This window comes from Pseudorhodoplanes sinuspersici (genome assembly GCF_002119765.1).
Taxonomy (GTDB): Bacteria; Pseudomonadota; Alphaproteobacteria; order Rhizobiales; family Xanthobacteraceae; genus Pseudorhodoplanes; species Pseudorhodoplanes sinuspersici.
Genome location: NZ_CP021112.1, coordinates 1,921,130 through 1,938,795 on the forward strand (window position 1 = coordinate 1,921,130; position 17,666 = coordinate 1,938,795).

Sequence of the window (17,666 nt, forward strand, 5' to 3'; positions counted from 1 at the left end):
ATTGGTGCTATTCCGCGGCCGCGACCTCGGCCGCCATGCGCCTGCGTAAGACCGTGGGAATTTCGGACGGTGTATCGACGACGGTGACGCCGGCAGCTTCCAAAGCTGCGCGCTTGCTTGCGTAACTGCCGGCGTTTCCGGTCACGATGGCGCCCGCGTGCCCCATCTTCTTGCCCGGCGGCGATGAGCGACCCGCGATGAAGGCAACCACCGGCCGTTGCATCGTTGCCGCATAGGCGGCGGCTTGCTCCTCCATGCTGCCACCGATCTCGCCGACCATGACGATGGCGCGTGTGCGAGGATCACGATCCAGCGCCTCGAGCGCATCGCGCGTTGTGGTGCCGATCATCGGATCGCCGCCGATCCCGAGAAATGCCGACTGGCCGATTCCGGCCCGGGTGAGATTGAGACAAACCAGCGTACCGAGGCTTCCGGAGCGCGAAATCACTCCGACGTCACCCGGCTGAAAGATGTTTGTGTTGTGTCCAGGCATGATCCCGACAAACCCTTCACCGGGCGTCACGAGCCCCGCGGTGTTGGGGCCGACGATGCGTGCCCCGTGTTCATTGGCCGCTTCGTGGATCGCCATCACATCGAAAGCTGGAATGTGCTCTGTGAGGATGACGATCATCCTGGCGCCAGCTTCGATAGCGTCGCGTGCCGCGTCCTTTGCCATGGCCGGCGGGATGAACATGACGGCGATGTCGAAAGGCTCGCGCTCCATCGCCTGTTGCGCTGACGCAAACACCGGCACACCGATATGCGTTTGGCCCGCACGTTTGGGATTGACGCCCGCCACAATGCGCGTGCCGCATGCCATCATTTTTTCAGACCAGAACGTACCCTGTTTGCCGGTAATGCCCTGGACGAGAACCCGATGGGTTTTGCGATAAATGATCATCGGGCTGCCTCCACGGCCGCTTTCACGGCGTCTTCCATCAGAGCATAGGGCTCGATGCCGAGCCGATCGCGAACAAGGTTGACAGCTTCTTCTTCTCCGGTGCCGTGAATGCTGAAAAACACCGGTATGGTTGGATTGAGCGACTGCCACGCTTTGACGACGCCGTCGGCCATGACGTCGGTGCGTGCAAAAGCGCCGCAGAAATTGACCACGAGACTCCTCACACCAGGGTTGGAAAGCACGAGCTTCAAAGCGGGTTCGGCTTTGGTGTAGGCCTCGCCACCGATCTCAAGGAAATTGGCTGGACGGCCGCCGAAATGGCTGATTACGTCCATCGTCGTCATCGTCAGGCCGGCGCCATTGGCGAGAACACCGACATTTCCGTCTAGCTGGATGAACTTTAAACCGTTCGCAGAGCCGAGTTGCTCAAGCTCGGTCTGCTTCTCGCGCGCCGCCAAAAGGGGTAAGTCCCCTAGGCGGAAGGCTGCAGCGTCATCGAGTGTAAGCTTGCAATCGAGAGCGACGATGCGTCCATCGCGGAGTAATGCAAGCGGATTAATTTCGAGGAGCTCCGCATCATACGTTACTGCCGCGCGATAGAGCGCCTGAAGGATTTCAGCGATCTTCTCTTCCGCGCCGTCAAGGTCAAGGCCGCGCAGAAGAAGCCGGACTGCTTGCGGCTCAAGACCCTGGGTGAGCTCCACGGCCAGACGGCGCAATGCCGCGGGCCGGGTCGCAGTGACCTCCTCGATATCCATGCCGCCTTCAGCCGAAAACAGAACGAGTGGTTTGCGCGAAGCGACGTCGTGAAGCACAGCGGCGTAGAATTCCCGTGCAATCTCGGCGCGCTCTTCGACCAGCACCGTCTCAACGACATGTCCGTCGATGCTCATGCCGAGGATTTCCGCGGCGCGCGCTTCTGCGTCCTTGGCGCGATCGGCTGACTTGATCCCGCCCGCCTTGCCGCGCTTGCCCGTCGGAACCTGCGCCTTGATCACACAAGGACCGATTTCATCGAAGGCGTGTGCGGCTTCCGGCGCGGTCTTGCATAGTCGCCCACGCGGGATCGGCACGCCGGCAGGCATCAACACCTCTTTTTTTGCCGCATATTCTTCGAAATTCATCCTGGTCTCCTGCCGGATCAGATCGCTATCGCAAGGCGGATGTCACAAGCCCACCTTGTCCCAATGCGGACCGAACAGGTCGCGCTCGCTTGGCTTGTCTTCGGGGATCACGGTGACGAGATGGGTGATGTTGAGGAAATGCCGGTAGCTGAGATTCTCGGAAATGGAGTTTTTCTGCCAGGAACCGCAGCCCATGCTGAGCGTAAAGCCGAGACCAGAATCAAATCCGCCGCCATTGCCGAAGGTGTGGGCGAAGTTCACCAGAACGCGCACCACATCGAGATCTTCAGCAAGCTCCCGTGCGCGGTCCATGTCGCTTGTGTGGATTCCGCAAGAATGTCCTTTGCCCTGATAGTCGAGGATTGCGCGCACTTTGTCTTTGGCAGCCGCGAAATCGCTCACCCGGTAGACAGTCAGCACAAGTGCGAGCTTTTCGCCTGAAAATGGATGCTCGCGTCCGACCCCTGTTTCCTCCACCATGAAGAAACGCGCACCTTCGGCTTGCGCGGGCAGACCGAAGGTGCGTGCCAGAATTGCCGCATCGCGCGCGATGATGTTTCGGTTGAGTTTTCCGTTCTGCCAGAGCGTGTCGCGAACCGCCGCTTTCTGCTCCGCTGTGCAGAGATATCCGCCCGCGTCCGTTAGTGCAGCGATCGCCCTGTCGTAGATGCGGTCAAGGATGACGACTGCGTTTTCAGACGAGCAGGACGTTGCGTTGTCGAAGGTCTTCGAGGCGCAGATTTTGGTCGCCGCGTCGGAGAGGTTGGCGCTCTCGTCGATAATCACCGGTACGTTGCCGGCACCCACGCCGATTGCTGGTGTGCCGCTGGAATAGGCCCGCCGGACATTGTCCTGCGATCCGGTCACGACGATGAGATCGACCGCCTTCATCAGCGCTTCGGTCGAATCCTTGGTCACGGGAGCGGGCAAAATCTGAACGAGATCGGCCGGCAGACCGATCCGGGCAAGTTCGGAGCGCATCAGCTCGACAGCGCGCTCGGTGGTCCGATATCCAAGCGGGGAGGGGGCGATCACAATCGCATTGCGTCCCTTCAGGGCCATCATCGCCTTGTTGACCGGTGTGGCGCCGGGATTAGTTGACGGCGTTACTGCGCCGATCACGCCCATCGGTTTGGCATATTTCACGATCCCTTTCGCACGATCCTCCTCGATGATGCCGACTGATTTCTCTCGCAGCAGATCGCGCAGTGTGCCGAACGTCTTGCGCTGCTTTTTGCGAATCTTGTCGGCAACATTACCAAGTCCGGTATCTTCGACGGCGAGTTCGGCGAGTTCACGCGCGTGTTCTGGTTTGTAGATGGACCAGGCCAGCGCCCGCACCGCCTCGTCCGCGCGCGCCTGGTCTACGTTGGCGAAGGTTCGCTGTGCGGCACGAGCCTTCTGCATGACCCTGGCGACTTCGGCGATCGGTGTTGAAGCACAGGCGAAAGCGGTCGCGGCTGGCATGAGAAAATATCTCCCTTCAGGTTGTGGCAGCAACGGCGATCATGCGCCGAGCCAGAGCAGTCGCGGCAAGCCGCGCTTCGGCCGGATCCGCACGCGACGTCAGAACGATGGGGGCGGCGGCACCGAGAACCACACCGCCGGCCGTTGCGCCCATGAAATGCACCATCATCTTGAACAGCGCATTGCCGGTCTCGATATTCGGAACGACCAGAATGTCAGCATTTCCGGCCACCGGGTGATCGATCCCTTTCAAACGCGCAGCCGCGGGCGATACGGCATTGTCAAAAGCCAGAGGGCCGTAGACGTCGAAGTGACATCCGTTTTTGATCAGCAATTTCATGACGGCGGCAGCTTCGATCGAGGAAGGTATGCCATTCGAAGGTTGCTCTGTCGCTGACAGCAGCGCCACCCGTGGCCGCTCGTGTCCGAGTGCACGCGCCAGGTCGCTGGCATTGAGAACGATGTCAAGCTTGGTCTGCAGATCGGGTGCAACATTCACTGCCGCATCCGTGATCATCAGCTCGCGTTGGCTGTAAGGGACGGACATGTGAAACACATGCGAGATGCGCCTATTGGTCCGCAGGCCGTCGTAACGGTGGAGTACCGCACGCATCAGGATGTCGGTGTGCAGGTGACCCTTCATGAGAAGCCGTGCTGCACCGCTTCGGATCATCGATACGCCGATGTGCGCGGCTTCTTCTTCCGAAGCCGCCGGGACGATCCTGATGCCATCGAGATGCCATTCCATCTCTTCTGCGAGGCGAGCGATAAGCGGTGAACATCCGATCAGAATCGGCTCGATCAAACCGCGTGTGCTGGCCTCACGCACGCTCTCCAGGACCACCGTGGAATTCGCCGCAACGACTGCCATAGGCTCTGCAGAATCCGGGATTCCAGAGAGCAAGGTATCAGGACAAGAGAACGGACGTTCGCACAGCATTGCTGATGTCTTCACGTATCGCTGCGTCGGATAAGATTCGATGATCTGCAACGGGCCGCTTTATGGATCGTTTCGAACTCTAGGCGTCGGTTCTTGATCAAGGGAAATCTATTCTCTGCATTCTGGTCATTCGCTGAATTTATCGTCGCCGCATCGTGCGGGATCTCTGCGCGTGCCGACGCACGCGCTTGCCCAATAAGTGCCGGAGCAGCCGAAAGTCAGGCTATGCCCGGCTGCTCGATGCCGAATTATGAGGTGGAGCTGCAATCTGCGTTGACGTGCCCGTCGCTGCCGCACGCGTATTACGCGCACGAAGCGCGCTGACGAAAGGCAGAAGCAGCATTGCCGCGATGATGGCCATAACCGTCCCGGAAATCGGACGTGTGAAGAACACCGTCCAGTCGTTGCTGAAGCTGATCATGGAATTCATGAAGGCTTCTTCAGCCAGTGGACCGAGAATGACGCCAAGCACCAGGGGGCGATCGGAAACGATAGCCGCTCGAAAATATATCCGAGAAGTCCGAAGCCGATCATCAGCCAGAGATCGGTGACATTGCTGCGTATCGCCAGCGCCCCGATGAAACAGAAGACAATCACGAATGCTGAGACCGCGGCTTCCGGAAAGTCGAGTATTCTCACAAGCGGTTTGATCGCGAAATAGCCGAGGAGGCACATGACGACAACACCGAGGAAAACCGATGCGAAAATGGTGTAAACCATCGCCGAAGACGTCAGCAGCACCTGCGGTCCCGGCTGGACGCCGTGCAGCATGAAAGCGCCGAGGATCACCGCGGTCGCCCCGCTTCCCGGAATGCCGAGCGCAAGAAGCGGCACCAAGGCGCCGCCGACGGAGGCGGTCGCGGCGCTTTGCGGGGCAATAATGCCTTCCGCGGTACCGCTTCCCATCGCAGTGCGCTTTTTGCCGATCTGCGATTCGATACCGTAGCCGATGAACGATGCTATCGTTGCTCCGGCACCTGGAATGAGGCCGACAAGATTGCCGATAATGGTATTGCGTAGAAGAGCGCCCTTGACCGCGCCGATTTCTCTTAAGGATGGCAGGTCGGTCTTGGTGGTCGCGACGGAGCCGATTGGCTTTGAGATGAAACCGCGCTCAAGCCGCGCGAGCACCTCCGCCACGCCGTAAGCGCCGACCATCACGACAAGGAACTCAATGCCATCGGCCAGGATCGGCAGGCCGAAGGTGAAGCGGTGGGCGCCGTAGATCGAATCCGTACCGACTGACGCGATCAGCAATCCGAGCGCCAGGCTGATCAACGCCTTGCTCATCGCGCCCTTGCCCAGCGAGATGACGCTGGCGAGCCCAAAAAGCAGGATTGCGAAATATTCGGGGCTGGAAAATCTCAATGCAAAGTTGGCAACCGGCTTGGTCAGCGCCACCATGATGACGGCTGAGAGCAAACCACCGACGAGAGCCGCTATCAGGGTCCATCCAAGAGCTTTGGCGGCATGCCCCTGACGCGTCATGGCGTAGCCGTCCCACAGGAGCGGCACATGAATCGGTTCGCCGGGAATTCGAAAAAGGATGGATGTGAATGCGCCGCCATAAGTACCGGACACATACATCGCCGTGAGCAACACGATCGACGCCGTCACGTCCATTTTGTAAGTGAAGGGCAAAAATAGGACCACGCCCATGACAAGCGTCAATCCCGGTAACACGCCGACCAACAACCCGATAACGATTCCGGCAATCAGCATGAACATGGTCATCGGATTGAAACAGGCGATAAAGCCGGCGCCGAGATGGGAAATGATATCGAGCATGAGGCTACTACGTCCCGGAGAGTTGGGGCTGGCGTCAGAGCGAACCGGTGAGAAGATCGGTGATCCGGTCGAATGGAGCTGCACCACGAGGCAGCGATACATAGACGACCTTCAGAAACAGCACCGTAAGCGATGCCGAACCGATGATGCTGGAAAGCCAAATTGCACCATGTGACCGGAATCCACCCACATACATGAAGGCTGCGAGATAGAGGAACGTCGCAAGTGGGAAACCGATCTGGCTCACGAGCGCTCCATAGGCGATCGTCATTCCGATTCCCGCGGCGAGGAGAAGCGGACGTCGCGGTGCGTCATCCTCAGCCGTCTCGCCTTGTTCAAGCTGTTCGGTGATGCCGACGGCCTCCGCGCGATTTTCTGTCGCTAGCGCGCGCAGCAGTTCGAAAAGGCAGACAATTGCGATCAGGCCGATCGCCAGCTTGGGCCAAGTATCCGGCCCCAATTGACCGGGGCGCGACGTGTACTCGATCCGTAATGTCAGAACATAGAAACCAACAGCGCCCGCCAGGAGAACGAGATAAGGCAGTGCGTTCTTGAAGCGAATCACCATGATTGCCCCCGCGCAAGACGAACGAAGATGTCAGGATTGCTTGACGGCAGCCCTCATGTCCTCGAGTTGCCGTTTGATAAAGGCGGCTGCGGGTTCCGCCGGTAGGAAGCTTTTCTCGTCGGCAAATTGCTCTTTCAGAAATTTTCTGAAGTCTGGCAACGCCGCGACTTTGGTCAGCGCATCGGAGAAGATCTTGAGGCGCTCGGATTGTGTCCCGCCACGCATTACGATCGCGCGAAACTGTGGAAGCGTGATTTCAAAGCCAAGTTCTTTCGAGCAAGGGACATCTTTGAACGCTTCGAAACGCTGATTTGAAAAGACGATCAGTGGCCGCATCTGGCCGCTGTTGAGGAATTGTGCGACGTCACCGGCTTGTTCATAGAGCGCATCGGCATGTCCACCCAGGATTGAAATGTAGCGCTCACTCGGCTTGGAGAAAGGAACTTGTACGACCTTGATGCCGCGCGCACCAAGATAGCTGAGCGTGAAATCGTCAACGCTGCCGAAACCGAGTGTTGCGACCTTCAGTTGGCCGGACTTTTCTTTCGCCTCTGCGGCGAAGTCCGACCAAGACTTGAACCTGCTATTCTGGGCGACAAAGAGGAACGAAGGCGCCTGGATCATCACCGCAGCCGGTATGATACTGTCCATCGACCAGCGCGCGTCCTTGCCGACAAGGAGGGCGTGACTATCGGCAATGTAAATTGCCGCTGAATGACCATCAGCCGGAGACGCCAACAGTTTCGCCATGCCAGTCGCGCCGGTACCGCCCGGGACGTTAACGATCGGCATGCTTTGCGTCAGAATAGGCTCGCTGAGTTTGCCGGTGAGCCGCGCAAGCTGATCGGCGCCGCCGCCAGGCCCCCACGGCACGATGAGTTCAATCGGACGCTCCGGATATTTGGCGGTTGTAGCGAATGCCGATGGCAGCGTGCCCACAGCCATTGCTGCACCGCCCGCACGCAAGATTTGACGCCGAGTGACGTTCATGTTTGTTTCCTCCTGCTCGACGGTGCTGGGTGCCGGATTGAGATCCAGTCTTAATGACCAGCGCGTCCCACTTTGATCGTCCCGATTGCATCTCCGTGATAAGCCTTGAGGGAAACGTTACGCTTTACCTTTTACGAAGCGAAATTTATTGTGTGTATCGGGTCCATTCGCGTGTTTAATGTTGATGATCGCAGATATCGATATTGTTCTGCTGCGAACCTTTGTGGCGATCGTCGAGACGAATGGGCTGACGTCCGCCGGTAAAAAAGTCGGCCGCACGCAGCCGGCGATTACGCACCAGATCAAAAGGCTTGAAGAAAATCTCGGACGCCCCTTATTTGGCCGCGACCGCCGCAATCTCACGCTTACGCGCGATGGTGAAATTTTCCTCGGATATGCGCGAAACCTGCTCCGTATCAACGACGAGATAAGAGCGCGTTTCTCAGCGCCGATGATTGAGGGACATGTCAAACTGGGAATGCCGGATTTGTATGCGCCCTATCTTTTGCCCGGCATTCTTGGAAGTTTTGCACGCGCGCATCCTGGTATCCAGGTTGAACTGATGTGTACGCGCAGCGTTCACCTTCACGCTGCGCTGCAGCGTGAAGAGATTGATATTGCGCTGATGACCAACCAGCCGGAATTCCGGGGCGGGGACACGGTGCGTCTTGAAAAACTCGTCTGGGTCACTGGGCCCATGACCGATTTGGAAATCGAAGAGCCTCTGCCGCTGGCGCTCATGCCTCCAGGCAGCGTGCTGCGTCAGCGTGCGCTGGAATCGCTGGATCGGCTTGGACGCAAGTGGCTTATTACATCCGTTTGCGACAGCGTTGCCGGATTGAGAGCCTCAGTGCTGGCGGGATTGGCGATCTCCGTTTTTCCTGAATGTGCAGTCACCTCCGAGCTGCGTATTCTTGGAAAAGCCGAGGGGCTGCCAAACCTGCCGTCGATTGAAATCGTCCTGTATCGAAGCGCGAAAAGGATATCGGCGGTTGCCGAACATCTTGCTCAGTACATCGCTGCCGAATTTGCGCAGGTCGAGGTGTATCCGGGAATTGAACTGAGCAGGCGTTTCTGAATCGCAGAATTGAAGGCGTTCGGTCCTGCGTGCTGGCTCGTCGGGTCTCGACATTCGCCAATCTTGCTGATGACAATCTTCGAACTGGCAGTTCTTGCGAAGCTGACGAACAGGCCGCGTTGTGACGCCTCACCTTGGCCGCGTCAGGCTTTACTGTGGTGGCTTCTGCCCTGGGAGTGCAAAGGTCTAGAATGTCTGCCTGCGATTGGCTTTGAAGTTTTTTCCAACGTCCAAATAGATCTTGTTGATGCCGAGGACACCTGTCGTTGTATTGATAATAACGGGAAAGAAGACGCTCATGGCCACTCTCTTCCAACTCGGCAATCTTCTGCGCCAAGAATCAGCGCGCGTGGCCAATAGCTGCTTGCGGTTAAAGACGGCTCTAAATGGGCGCAAGCGGCCCGCTATTCGACGAGCGGTGTTGCCATGAACATGAAGAAAGGCCTTTGCTCTCAACAATCAGTTGAGGCTACGCATCCACGATCGCCGACAGCGCATTCTCCTGGATGAAGTCGCGGCGCGGTTCGACAAGATCGCCCATCAGGCGGCCGAAAATATCGTCGGCCTCGTCCGACTCGCGGACCTTCACCTGCAGCAGCGAACGCACATCGGTGTCGAGCGTGGTTTCCCAGAGCTGGTCGGGGTTCATCTCGCCGAGCCCCTTGTAACGCTGCATCGAAATGCCCTTGCGGCCGACATTGGTCACGGCCTCGAACAGACCGACCGGTCCGAAGATGATCGTTTCCTCGCCCTTGCGGCGCAGCGTGCTGGGCTTGGCGTAGACGTCCTGCAACAGGGGCGCATATTCGTCGAGCCGGCGCGCGTCGGCAGAGCCAAGCAGCGCCTGATCGATCATCGCCACGTCTTTCACGCCACGCACGGTCCGCTCGAAATGGAAACCTTCAGTATCGAAACGGCCTTGCCAGCCACGCTCGGTTTCATCCGACAGCGAGTCGAGACGCCGAGCGATATATTCGGCCGCGTTAGCGGCGCTTTCCAGATTGCCGGTGACGCGTGGCGTGAGCACGCCGGCAATAGCCGCTTGTTCGATCACTTTGCGATTATAGCGCGAATGCAGGCCATTCAGCAGGTTGCGCACCGAGCGCGCATTTTCGAGCAGCCTGCGTAGATCGCCACCGGCACGTTCCTCGCCATTGGCGAGTTTCAGCACGCTGTCCTCAAGACCGTTTTCGATCAGATAATCTTCCAGCGCACGCTCGTCCTTCAGATATTGCTCGGACTTGCCGCGAGAGACTTTGTAGAGCGGCGGCTGTGCGATGTAGAGGTAGCCGCCTTCGATGATGTCCGGCATCTGCCGGAAGAAGAAGGTCAGCAGCAGCGTGCGGATATGGGAGCCGTCCACGTCCGCGTCTGTCATGATGATGATCTTGTGATAGCGCAGCTTGTTGATGTCGAACTCGTCGCGAATGCCGGCACCGAGCGCGGTGATCAACGTGCCGATTTCATTCGACGACAGCATCTTGTCGAAGCGCGCGCGTTCGACATTGAGGATCTTGCCGCGCAGCGGCAGCACAGCCTGGAATTCGCGATTGCGCCCTTGTTTTGCAGAGCCGCCGGCGCTGTCACCCTCGACGATGAAGAGCTCCGATTTTGCCGGATCGCGTTCCTGACAATCGGCGAGCTTGCCGGGCAACGACGAGATGTCGAGCGCGCCCTTGCGGCGTGTCAGCTCGCGCGCCTTGCGTGCGGCTTCCCGCGCCGCGGCGGCTTCGACCACCTTATTGACGATGACCTTGGCTTCGGACGGATGTTCCTCGAACCAGCCCTGCAAAGCCTGGTTGACGACGTTTTCGACGACAGGCCGGACTTCGGACGAGACAAGCTTGTCCTTGGTCTGCGACGAGAATTTCGGATCGGGCACTTTTACCGACAGCACCGCCGTCAGACCTTCGCGGCAATCGTCGCCGGTCAGCGCCACCTTTTCCTTTTTGCTGGAGCCATTGTTCTCGGCATAACTCGTGATCTGGCGGGTCAGCGCACCGCGGAAGCCGGCCAGATGGGTACCGCCGTCGCGCTGCGGAATGTTGTTGGTAAAGCAGAGCACGCTCTCGTGGTAGCCGTCATTCCACCACAGCGCGCATTCAACGGTGATGCCGTCGCGCTCAATGCTGATGTTGATCGGCTGCGGGATCAGCGGGCTCTTGTTGCGATCGAGATATTTGACGAAGGCCTCGATACCGCCATCGTAGCGCATTTCCTCGCGCTTCTCGACGGCATGGCGTGCGTCGGTCAGGATCACGGACACGCCGGAATTCAGGAACGCTAATTCGCGCAAACGATGCTCAAGCGTCGAGAAATCAAACTCGGTCATCGTAAAGGTTTGCGGCGAGGGCAGGAATGTCACTTCCGTTCCCTTGCGACCCTCGGCGTCACCGGTCACCTGCAATGGTGCCTGCGCGACACCGTCGCGGAACTCCATGGTGTGTTCTTTGCCGTCGCGCCAAATCGTGAGCCTCAGCCAGGTTGATAGCGCATTGACCACGGACACGCCGACGCCATGCAGGCCGCCGGAGACCTTGTAGGAATTCTGATCGAATTTTCCGCCGGCATGGAGCTGCGTCATGATCACTTCCGCAGCCGAGACCCCTTCGCCCTTGTGGATGTCGACGGGGATACCGCGGCCATCATCGCGTACGGTGCAGGAACCGTCCGGATTGAGCGTGACCATCACATTGCTCGCGTGACCCGCAAGGGCTTCGTCGATCGCGTTGTCGACGACTTCGTAAACCATGTGATGCAAGCCGGAGCCATCGTCGGTATCGCCGATATACATGCCCGGCCGCTTGCGTACGGCATCCAGGCCCTTCAGGACCTTGATGGATTCGGCATCGTAACCGGAAGACGTCTCAGGAGTATCGTCGCGAGCGGGCTCAGCCATAGGGGCCTTCGAATCAGTGTCGAAAAAATGCGTGAAATCGTGTCTGATGTGACACGAAAAAGTCGAGGCGTACAGCCCGATTTTCAATAGCTTAAGTGGTTGTATTTGAACAATTTTTCAAGACCGGCAGAGGGCAGAAATTAGGCCTTTCCTGCGGCGGTGAGCCGGCTGATTTTCAGCGCCTTTTGCGGTCGGTTCCGGGGGGCGCCGATGTCTCGTTTTTGGTCTGGTTTTCGGCGTCGATGTCTGGTCCAAGTTCGAATGTCTTGCTGGGACTATAGTCCGGAATCGCCTCGGTGAAGGAACCAAGGGCCGTTGCCCAGATCTCGACGCGCGTGACATCCTTACGCAGGCCATCAAGGGCTTCCTGCAGGCGCTTGTTGATTTCCTCGGGTCCGGTTTTGTGTTTCTCCGCGCTTCCGGTTTTCCTCGCCATCTCGCAACTCCCAGCCCAAGCGGGCCCTGAGACGGGCCAGCCCGTTCGGCTTTTTTCTTGTTGGGACAAACCCCAGCTGCAACAGCAGTTCCACATGTACAGGTGAAGAAAGACGCATACGTGCTGGGAACCGTCTCAGCGGCGTGATGTGACTTGGCCCTGCGTCACATCGAAAATCTGCGCGCGATCGGCGATATCGTCGAAAGCCTGCGGATCGGCGCCAGTCATCCAAACCTGCGCGCCAAGCTCGGCGAGCGCATCATAGAGCGCGCGCCGCCGCGCCGGATCGAGATGCGCCGAAACTTCATCGAGCAGCAACAATGGTGCGTAGCCAGTCATGTCGGCGATCAGGGCAGTATGCGCGAGCACCAGACGGATCAGGATCGCTTTCTGTTCGCCCGTCGAGGCGTCGGCTGCCGGAATGCCTTTTGGTCCATAGGTGACCTCGAGATCGGTGAGATGCGGGCCATCGAGCGTGCGGCCCGCAGCGGCATCGCGCGAGCGACTATTGCGGAGCACATCGCGATAACGTTGCTCGATCTCGGATGCGGGTTCGGCGAGCAGCGCATTCTCCATCCAGCCATTCAATTTGATCTCGGCAAACGGAAATGCTGTGGCCGCGCCGCGGCCCGCCGCGAGAGCGGTTTGCAGCCGCGTCATGGTTTCGCTGCGCAGGGCCGCGACCGCAACAGCAAGCTCCGCCGTTTCATGCTCGACGGCGTCGAGCCAATGCGGATCGGGATTGGGACTTTCCAAAAGACGGTTGCGCGAGCGCAGCGATCGCTCGAGAGCGGAGACACGGCTCGAATGTCTGGCATCGACAGCCAATACCAGTCGGTCGAGGAAGCGTCTGCGTTCGGCCGCGGGCCCGCCGAACAGGCCGTCCATGGCCGGAGTCAGCCAGACGATACGCAGGTGATCGGCAAAGTCCGCGGCGGAACCGGCAGGCTCCCGATCGATCCGATAGCGACGCCCGCCGGTGGTTTCCCCTGCCTGCGGAGCTTCGATGCCGGTACCGAGCATGGTCAGCCCCAACGCTCCCTCGATTTCGGCTGAGACGGCCCAGGAGCCATCACCTTCAGCGAAGGCGACCTCGTCGAGCGTCGCGCGCCGGAGGCCTCGTCCTGGCGTCAGGAAGGAAATGGCCTCGATCAGATTGGTCTTGCCCGCCCCATTTGGTCCCACGAGCACGACAGGCTGCTCGCTCACCACAAGGCTTGCGGCGCGGTAGCTGCGAAAGTTGGTCAAGCTTAGGCGTCGGATAGAGGCGGCTGGCATGGGCGGGATATCAGTATCCGCTTGTCCCCGTGAAAGCGGGGACCCAGTTTATCTTGTGCTGGTTTCCCGCCGTAGCGGGAATGAGCGGAGAGAGTGTGCCCAACCGGCGCTTGCTCACACCCGCATCGGCATCAGCACATAGAGCGCGTTGCCGCCCTCCTTGTCCTGGATCAGCGTCGGCGAACCGGGATCGGCCAGCTTCAGCACGGCGGTCTCGCTTTCGATCTGCGAGGCGATGTCGAGCAGGTAACGCGAGTTGAACCCGATATCGATCGGATCGGCGTCGTATTCAACCTCGATCTCTTCGGTGGCGCTGCCGGAATCCGGATTGTTGACGGACAATGTCAGCTTGCCGCCGGTGAGCGCGAGCTTCACCGCCCGGCCGCGTTCGCTCGATACCGTCGAGACGCGATCCACGGCGTGTTCGAACTCGCTCTTGTCGACCTGCAGGATTTTGGAATTGTTCAGCGGGATCACCGGGCCGTAATCCGGGAAGGTGCCGTCGATCAGTTTCGAGGTCAGCACCACGTCGCCGATGGTGAAACGGATTTTCGACGTCGACAATTCGATCGCGATTTCCTGATCGCTGCTTTCGATCAGTCGCTGCACTTCGCCGACCGTCTTGCGCGGTACGATCACGCCCGGCATGCCGGCAGCGCCGGACGGCAGCGGGATTTCGAATTGCGCCAGACGATGGCCGTCGGTCGCAACGGCGCGTAGGGTTTCGCCTTTAGCGCTGTTCGCTGTGTGCAGATAGATGCCGTTGAGATAGTAGCGCGTCTCTTCGGTCGAGATCGCAAACTGGGTCTTGTCGATCATCTTCTTCAATTCGGCGGCCTGCAGCTTGAAGCTGTGGGTCATGTCGCCGGCATTGAGATCGGGAAAATCGCTTTCGGGCAATGTCTGCAGTGTGAAGCGCGAGCGGCCGGCGCGGATCGTCAGGATGCCGCGGTCGCCCGTCGCCTCGACAACGATCTGCGAACCTTCCGGCAGCTTACGGACGATATCGTAGAACATATGCGCCGGCACCGTGATCGCCCCCGCGGGCGACACTTCGGCAGCAATCGTTTCATTGACTTCGAGATCGAGGTCGGTGGCCTTGAGCGACAGTTTGGCGCGCTCAGCCCGGATGAGCACATTGGCGAGGATCGGAATGGTATTCCGTCGCTCGACCACGCGATGCACGTGCCCGAGCGATTTGAGCAATTGCGCGCGCTCGACTGTGACCTTCATCCGCAACCCCCGACTCGCCTGCAAAGGCGCCGCTGTGACGATAACCGGCCGCCGGCGGGTGCCGGTGGCCGGGGGACGCGAAAGTGCCGTGCCGCAGCAGTTTCGGCAACCCTTTTTCTACTCCTGAAGCTGCCGCTTCAGGCTGTCGACTTCGTCCGCCAGGGAGGTGTCGGTGCCGACGAGATGCTCGATCTTGCGGACCGCGTGCAGGACCGTGGTGTGGTCGCGCCCGCCAAACCGGCGGCCAATTTCGGGCAGCGACCGCAGCGTGAGCGTTTTCGCCAGGTACATCGCCACCTGACGCGGGCGCACGACATTGGCCGTCCGCCGCGACGACAGGAGGTCCGACCGGCTGACATTGTATTGCCGCGCGACAATGCGCTGGATGTCCTCGATCTTGACCCGCTTCGGCTCCTGCGGACGGATCAGGTCCTTCACCTCGCGTTCGGCCACTTCCATGGTCACCGGCTGAGCGGTCAGCTTGCTCAGGGCCAAAAGACGATTGAGCGCGCCTTCCAGATCGCGGCCGTTATGCGTGATCGATTTCGAGATGTAGGACACCACCGTCTCGGGGACCTCGAAGCCCTGATGATGCTGGCGGGCTGCGCTGATGCGGTTCTTCAGGATTTCGAACCGCAATTCTTCCCCAAGCGGACCCATTTCCACGACAAGCCCACCCGCAAGACGCGAGCGCACGCGATCGTCAAGGGTTTCGAGGTCGGCTGGCGGCCTGTCGGCGGCGACCACCACTTGCCGGCCAGCATCGATCAGCGCGTTCAGCGTGTGGCAGAATTCCGCCTGCATGTTCTTGCCGGTCAGGAATTGCAGGTCGTCGATCACCAGTACGTCGATGCCGCGCAGCGCTTCCTTATAGGCAATCGCCGTCTGGCTCTTCAGCGCCGATACGAAGCCATACATGAAGCGCTCCGCGGTGAGATACAGCACCTTGCGGTCGCCGTTGGCGTTGCCGGCCCAGGTGATCGCCTGCAGCAGATGCGTCTTTCCGAGGCCGACGCCGGCATGGATGTACAGCGGGTTGAACATCACCATGTCGCCACGGCGCGCTGCTGCCACCTGCTTTGCGGCCGCATGCGTCAATGTGTTCGAACGTCCGACCATGAAGGTGTCGAAGGTCAACCGCGGATCGAGCGGCGAGCCACCCGATGCTTCATGCGCCGCCGATACCGGCATGGCCGCCGCCGTTGCGAGTTTGACCTCGGCGCCGTTGGTCTTCTCCTTCTGCTCGCGCACCGGCTCCGGCTGCTCGTCGGCGCGCGGCTTCGCCGGTGCGACTTTAATCGCGGCCGTCCGCACCATGATGTCGATGCGCTGAACGTTGTGCTCTTCAGCCTGCCAGCAGCGCAGCACGCGATCGCTGTAATGCGATTGAATCCAGCTCTTCAGAAAGCGCGTCGGTACGGACAGGCGCGCGGTATCTTTCTCTACCGCTTCGAGGTCCATGCGCGCAAACCAGCTTGAGAAAATATCGTCGCCAACTTCCGCTTTGAGTCGGCCCTTCACGCGGGTCCAACGCTCTTGTTCGGAATTCGTATTCAAGTTCGTCATTTCGGTCGCCTCTTCCCGAATGTCGAAAGCCAATAGGTGAAAGTCAGGACGCAGAAAGGTCCTGGGCTGGAACGCAGCTCTTTCAGCATGTCGCGTTACAGGGAGATGATCCTGCGCGTCAGAGTGGTCTGACACTGCACGGACAATCGAAAGAGCGCGTTCTATCGACTATCCGGGGGAGCGTCCGCGCCCAATGATCCTGTTGTGATCATGGTGTGCCGCATCAGGTCCGCCGCGTCCGGCATAAGCCGGCTAGTCCTCTGTCCGCTATCAAGCGGGCATTTTTCGTTTTGCAACCGCATCTTGGTGCGGCTCTTTGATCGGCCCGTCGTCATAACTCCCCCTGCCATCCGCGCGCCTCCACACGGTGGTCCGATTATTTGTCGCCGTTAAAGTTCGGGAGCTTCCTTGCGGTGCCGATACGATTACGCGACACCGCACAGTTCAGCAGTGATGTCTAAAGTTCGGCTCGTTGTCGCCCGTGCCACGAAGATGAGAAATTCAGACGCATTTCACCCGTTCTCATCTTCGATGAGTTTCAAACCAAACCACTATTTGAAGACCGCCGCTGCAGTCGCGCGGCGGTGTTTTGAAGATACACGCGCGCTCTCAAACTGCAACGAGTTTGTCAGTCAGGTTTTCGCGAACGACACACTTGTGACCGAAAAGACAGCATGTTTCGTCGTTCTGTCATCCCAACGTCTTGAATCGCCGTGCGGTTTTTTCAAATAAATGCGGCGCAACACGAAATTTGTTTTCAAAAAAAAGACACACGCTGGCAACGGTTGAGCGGTGTTTGACGCCGGATTTGAAACTCCCGGCAGCGCATAGCCGTTAAATCTTTATTATCGCGATGGTTTTTTTGAGCGAAATTCAGGCTAAGCCCCGACATCCTGATGTCGGCCTGGGGGCGAGGGGCTAGTGGGCGTAGTTGCGTATCACCATTGGCGATGGCAACATCGTCATTAAGCAGGAGCAAAACAAAAACCCGGCTCGCGCCGGGTTTTTTAAACACTCGTCAAAAGCAAACGCGCTGCTTTATGAATTACTGAGCCAGCTTCGCAATGCGATGCGTCAGGCGTGATACCTTGCGGCTCGCCGTCTTCTTGTGAACGATGCCCTTTTGGCTTGCGCGCATGATCTGCGGCTCGGCCGCCTTCAGAGCGGCGAGTGCAGCGTTGCGGTCGCCGCTGGTGATCGCTTCCTCAACCTTGCGGATATGACCGCGCATCATCGAACGACGATGCTGGTTGATCTTGGTACGACGCGCAATCTCGCGCGTCTTTCTCTTGGCCGAGCGGGTATTGGCCATCGAAACCTCTGTGCCAACTGGTCCGCGCCGATGGTCCGGCGTCAGGACAATGTTTGGGAATAAAGAGAGGCGGCGGAAGGCCGCCG

15 protein-coding genes are annotated in these 17,666 nt (G+C 59.2%); 1 reads left to right on the forward strand and 14 read right to left on the reverse strand.

The features are described 5' to 3' along the window. Positions 1-7: 7 nt before the first annotated feature. The 8 genes from sucD to CAK95_RS09425 form a co-directional block, all read right to left on the reverse strand. Complete coding sequence (sucD, locus tag CAK95_RS09395; protein ID WP_183044280.1) at positions 8-901, reverse strand: succinate--CoA ligase subunit alpha; 894 nt, start codon at positions 899-901, stop codon at positions 8-10. Continuing rightward, positions 898-2,025, reverse strand: a complete 1,128-nt coding sequence (locus CAK95_RS09400; RefSeq protein WP_086087678.1) for a succinate--CoA ligase subunit beta — start codon at positions 2,023-2,025, stop codon at positions 898-900. Before CAK95_RS09400 ends, sucD begins: the two co-directional genes overlap by 4 nt. A 42-nt stretch (positions 2,026-2,067) precedes the next feature. Next, complete coding sequence (sauS, locus tag CAK95_RS09405; RefSeq protein ID WP_086087679.1) at positions 2,068-3,492, reverse strand: acylating sulfoacetaldehyde dehydrogenase; 1,425 nt, start codon at positions 3,490-3,492, stop codon at positions 2,068-2,070. Positions 3,493-3,508: 16 nt separating this feature from the next. Further along, the gene (locus tag CAK95_RS09410; RefSeq protein WP_198343821.1) at positions 3,509-4,363 is read right to left on the reverse strand and encodes a bifunctional enoyl-CoA hydratase/phosphate acetyltransferase; all 855 of its coding nucleotides are present in this window, start codon (positions 4,361-4,363) and stop codon (positions 3,509-3,511) included. A gap of 292 nt (positions 4,364-4,655) precedes the next feature. Continuing rightward, positions 4,656-4,862 (reverse strand): hypothetical protein, encoded by a 207-nt coding sequence (locus CAK95_RS29890; protein WP_245303687.1) that lies wholly within the window; start codon positions 4,860-4,862, stop codon positions 4,656-4,658. Further along, on the reverse strand, positions 4,859-6,220 hold the full coding sequence (locus CAK95_RS09415) for a tripartite tricarboxylate transporter permease (protein ID WP_245303688.1): 1,362 nt from the start codon (positions 6,218-6,220) through the stop codon (positions 4,859-4,861). The genes CAK95_RS29890 and CAK95_RS09415 overlap by 4 nt, the downstream gene beginning before the upstream one ends. Positions 6,221-6,254: 34 nt before the next feature. Next, entirely contained in the window at positions 6,255-6,788 is a 534-nt protein-coding gene (locus tag CAK95_RS09420; RefSeq protein ID WP_086087680.1) for a tripartite tricarboxylate transporter TctB family protein, read from the reverse strand. A gap of 30 nt (positions 6,789-6,818) precedes the next feature. Further along, on the reverse strand, positions 6,819-7,778 hold the full coding sequence (locus CAK95_RS09425) for a tripartite tricarboxylate transporter substrate binding protein (protein WP_086087681.1): 960 nt from the start codon (positions 7,776-7,778) through the stop codon (positions 6,819-6,821). A gap of 178 nt (positions 7,779-7,956) precedes the next feature. On the opposite strand from CAK95_RS09425, the gene CAK95_RS09430 reads away from it, so the two are divergent. Continuing rightward, positions 7,957-8,856: a LysR substrate-binding domain-containing protein gene (locus tag CAK95_RS09430; RefSeq protein WP_342588000.1), complete on the forward strand. Its 900-nt coding sequence runs from the start codon at positions 7,957-7,959 to the stop codon at positions 8,854-8,856. Between the two features lie 469 nt (positions 8,857-9,325). On the opposite strand, the gene gyrB is transcribed toward CAK95_RS09430, so the two are convergent. The 6 genes from gyrB to rpsT form a co-directional block, all read right to left on the reverse strand. Continuing rightward, on the reverse strand, positions 9,326-11,755 hold the full coding sequence (gene gyrB / locus CAK95_RS09435) for a DNA topoisomerase (ATP-hydrolyzing) subunit B (protein ID WP_086087682.1): 2,430 nt from the start codon (positions 11,753-11,755) through the stop codon (positions 9,326-9,328). A gap of 175 nt (positions 11,756-11,930) precedes the next feature. Then, the gene (locus CAK95_RS09440; RefSeq protein ID WP_086087683.1) at positions 11,931-12,191 is read right to left on the reverse strand and encodes a hypothetical protein; all 261 of its coding nucleotides are present in this window, start codon (positions 12,189-12,191) and stop codon (positions 11,931-11,933) included. Positions 12,192-12,326: 135 nt separating this feature from the next. Next, complete coding sequence (gene recF / locus CAK95_RS09445) at positions 12,327-13,469, reverse strand: DNA replication/repair protein RecF (RefSeq protein WP_086087684.1); 1,143 nt, start codon at positions 13,467-13,469, stop codon at positions 12,327-12,329. Between the two features lie 114 nt (positions 13,470-13,583). Beyond that, entirely contained in the window at positions 13,584-14,702 is a 1,119-nt protein-coding gene (gene dnaN, locus CAK95_RS09450) for a DNA polymerase III subunit beta (RefSeq protein WP_086087685.1), read from the reverse strand. 117 nt (positions 14,703-14,819) lie between these two features. Continuing rightward, positions 14,820-16,268, reverse strand: a complete 1,449-nt coding sequence (dnaA, locus tag CAK95_RS09455) for a chromosomal replication initiator protein DnaA (protein WP_086087686.1) — start codon at positions 16,266-16,268, stop codon at positions 14,820-14,822. A 1,045-nt stretch (positions 16,269-17,313) separates the two neighbouring features. Then, entirely contained in the window at positions 17,314-17,580 is a 267-nt protein-coding gene (gene rpsT, locus CAK95_RS09465) for a 30S ribosomal protein S20 (RefSeq protein ID WP_086087688.1), read from the reverse strand. Between the last annotated feature and the right edge of the window lie 86 nt (positions 17,581-17,666).

Bases quoted from the DNA above. Each gene is read 5' to 3' on its own strand.
- dnaN (WP_086087685.1), bottom strand. From the start codon at position 14,702: ATGAAGGTCACAGTCGAGCGCGCGCAATTGCTCAAATCGCTCGGGCAC.
- CAK95_RS09440 (WP_086087683.1), bottom strand. From the start codon at position 12,191: ATGGCGAGGAAAACCGGAAGCGCGGAGAAACACAAAACCGGACCCGAG.
- dnaA (WP_086087686.1), bottom strand. From the start codon at position 16,268: ATGACGAACTTGAATACGAATTCCGAACAAGAGCGTTGGACCCGCGTG.
- recF (WP_086087684.1), bottom strand. From the start codon at position 13,469: ATGCCAGCCGCCTCTATCCGACGCCTAAGCTTGACCAACTTTCGCAGC.
- gyrB (WP_086087682.1), bottom strand. From the start codon at position 11,755: ATGGCTGAGCCCGCTCGCGACGATACTCCTGAGACGTCTTCCGGTTAC.
- sucD (WP_183044280.1), bottom strand. From the start codon at position 901: ATGATCATTTATCGCAAAACCCATCGGGTTCTCGTCCAGGGCATTACC.
- CAK95_RS09420 (WP_086087680.1), bottom strand. From the start codon at position 6,788: ATGGTGATTCGCTTCAAGAACGCACTGCCTTATCTCGTTCTCCTGGCG.
- CAK95_RS09410 (WP_198343821.1), bottom strand. From the start codon at position 4,363: ATGGCAGTCGTTGCGGCGAATTCCACGGTGGTCCTGGAGAGCGTGCGT.
- CAK95_RS29890 (WP_245303687.1), bottom strand. From the start codon at position 4,862: ATGAATTCCATGATCAGCTTCAGCAACGACTGGACGGTGTTCTTCACA.
- CAK95_RS09400 (WP_086087678.1), bottom strand. From the start codon at position 2,025: ATGAATTTCGAAGAATATGCGGCAAAAAAAGAGGTGTTGATGCCTGCC.
- CAK95_RS09415 (WP_245303688.1), bottom strand. From the start codon at position 6,220: ATGCTCGATATCATTTCCCATCTCGGCGCCGGCTTTATCGCCTGTTTC.
- sauS (WP_086087679.1), bottom strand. From the start codon at position 3,492: ATGCCAGCCGCGACCGCTTTCGCCTGTGCTTCAACACCGATCGCCGAA.
- CAK95_RS09425 (WP_086087681.1), bottom strand. From the start codon at position 7,778: ATGAACGTCACTCGGCGTCAAATCTTGCGTGCGGGCGGTGCAGCAATG.
- rpsT (WP_086087688.1), bottom strand. From the start codon at position 17,580: ATGGCCAATACCCGCTCGGCCAAGAGAAAGACGCGCGAGATTGCGCGT.
- CAK95_RS09430 (WP_342588000.1), top strand. From the start codon at position 7,957: ATGTTGATGATCGCAGATATCGATATTGTTCTGCTGCGAACCTTTGTG.